Genomic DNA, 2,754 nt, shown 5'->3' with positions numbered 1-2,754 from the left:
TAGCCCATTTGCTTCTCATCTAATACAGTTGCTCCAGCGCTCTGAGCAACTTCGCTTGTTTTATCAGACGAGTTGTTGTTAACAACCACAACCTCGCTCACGAGGTCTTTGGGAATATCGGCTATTACTTTTGCGATAGATTCCTGTTCGTTATAAGCTGGAATTATTACCAGTACAATTGGCTTCATGAGGGGAATAATAATATACGTATATGCTCTTTGTGTATATTAATAGCTAATTTGATTTTGATGCATACTCTCTCATTATCACAGGAGAAGCCGGTATACCATCTACTTTTATTACATCACCGGTTTTAGTGTTGACCTGGCCAAACTGGAGCACTCCCGTAGGACAAGATTGAACACAGGCGCTGCACCTAACGCACTCAGGGTCGTTCATAGGAAGGCCTTTGTTAGCAAAGTTCATTATATCAATTCCCTGATGGCAAACTGAGGTACAAACATTACAGGAGATGCATTTTTTCTTATTTGGAATAATTCTGAATCTGCTAAACCTAGCATAGATGTGCATAAGCGCAGCAAGTGGGCACATGAACCTGCACCACACTCTCCCGCTGTACCAAAAGTAAAGCCCGTAGCCTATTATTCCAGCAAGAAGAAGGTCAACCACCCATTTGTAGTTTAGCTGTATGCCAAAAGGCTTAAAGTCATAGAGAAGTCCTGCATATAAACCATTTAGGTACTGGCCAATTGAAGTGTCAGGCACAGCCCAGCTAACAACTCTAGTAATGAAAATCACAATTACTAACACAAGGATTACCTGACCGATCATATTGACCCTGTTCCACTTTGCGCCGTGTGGCATTTTGTGTCGGTAAGTGTCACCGAGTGTTTCTGCCATAGCTCCGCAGGAGCAGATCCATCCACAGTAAGCGCCCTTGCCCCAATAGTAAATCATGAGCGGAATGATAACAAAGGTCTGAATAAAGCTTATTACTAGCCAGCCCCAAAGAGGCTCGTTAGTAAACACATTCCAAATAAATAACGGCCAGGCTAATATAAAGCCGAAAGCCCTCCAGTATTCTCTGCCATGGCCGTAATTTGCTTCTGGGAATAGAGAGTTCGCAACAGTGTTCCAAATACCAGTGTCAAATACCCCGTAGGTTCCCATTATCGGCAAAATAAAATACGGCAGTAAAAACAGCGGGATTATCTGTATTAATGCAAGCGAGGTCGTTTGCAGCGTTATATATGGCGTTTTTCGCCGCTTAATTCTCAGGTAGCCGAATATGATAATAACAACTGTGTATAAAAGAGAATAATAAAAGCCGGGTTCTTCAAGAGTTATAGACAACGTCTCAATAAGATTAGTGTTTCCTAAACTGTCAAAAAAAGAAACCAGGTTATACGGGAACCAGTTATTTGACTGAAAAAGTTTTGTAAGAGAGCCGCCAGCCTTCCAGTTGTACACAAATGTAAAAAATATGAGAGATATTATTAGTGCAATAAGCCCTGACATCCCAAGCTCGCCGCTAATTTTTACTTTGCTCCGTCTAAAGAAATCTAGCGGCGCCTCACGGCCTATCATTGTAAATACAGCATCATTTGGGATAGTAAATTCGTTTCTGTCTTTATCGATTAGAGTAACTTCATGATCCTCAATACTCTTAACCTGACTCTTCATAAGAAGGTTTATTTTCCCTGGCATATGGTCGCCGGGCATAAAATCTCCCGTGCAGGTAGTCACACGCTCTGAAGAAGGAGTTTCAATGGATACTTCCGCCATAGGATCAGCCATAAGCATATTTATGGCCTCAACGTTGTCAGGCTTTGGTCTTGAAAACTCTTCTTTTCTGTAGGAGTGAGTGACTGAACCACCGTTACTCGCAATTGCTATAGATGTCTCAAGTGCGCTATCACCACCACCCACAACTAGTATGTTTTTGCCTTCAAAATCAGTCGGATCATGAAGACGGTTAAAAACTTTATCCTTATCTTCTCCAGGCACTCCAAGCTTTCTGAAGTTTCCTGAGCGGCCTATTCCGACTATTACGCGCCTTGCTTTTAGATCATCGCCTTTAGCAATTGCAATATCAAAGTAATCACCATTTTTAGTTACCTTCTCAACCCTAGCCATCTCTGGCTTAATTCCCTTTCCCAAGGTCTGAGCTTTGATCTCTTCAACTAAAGGCTCTTTTATTTCCTGGGTGAACTGCAGATCGCCAAGCGGCACCATCTCTGTAGGGTAGGTGTAGATTGGTTTTCCTTTAGGGAAATTTACAATTGTAGAAAACGGCTCGGTTGCCTCTAAAATTTTAAAATGAAGGTCATCTCTCTTGGCTTCAAGCGCCGCTGCCATGCCGGAGACGCCTGCGCCTATGATAACGAGATCTAATATTTCATCATTTTTGTCTTTTGCTCTTTGACTGAGAAAATTCTTATCCATCCTGATTGATTCAACTGCTCTCGCACCGGAATCTGATGAGAATTTTAAAAGAGGTATACCAGTAAGGTCTCCAACAATATATAGCCCGGGTATGTTGGTTGAATAGTCGCTGTTGACCTCAGGCAATTTTTCCACAATGCCTGCAGGCCACTGGGTATGTAGCCATTTTGTATATCTAGAGATTATTCCAATCACTTTTCTAGATCCTCCTAATAACCTATGATGTTCTATTATATGGATGCCTTAGCTGCCGTTAATGATACATAATATCACATTGGGATTAATTTATCTGTGCTGCCTGATCGTTCAAAGACCAGTCATAGTTTGTATATTCAATTTTATAATCAG

The 2,754-nt window shown here is 41.6% G+C and carries 2 protein-coding genes; both read right to left on the bottom strand.

The features are described 5' to 3' along the window. The coding region (locus tag AAF462_11420; GenBank protein MEM7009732.1) for a glycosyltransferase at positions 1-188 on the bottom strand (188 nt) is incomplete at its 3' end. 46 nt (positions 189-234) lie between these two features. After that, positions 235-2,601, bottom strand: coding sequence for an NAD(P)-binding domain-containing protein (locus AAF462_11415; protein ID MEM7009731.1), 2,367 nt, complete (start codon positions 2,599-2,601; stop codon positions 235-237). Positions 2,602-2,754 lie beyond the last annotated feature (153 nt).

Source organism: Thermodesulfobacteriota bacterium, assembly GCA_039028315.1.
Lineage (GTDB): Bacteria > Desulfobacterota_D > UBA1144 > Nemesobacterales > UBA2774 > CR02bin9.
The sequence above is the reverse complement of the archived record's forward strand: the minus strand, read 5'-3'. Positions and strand labels throughout refer to the sequence as shown.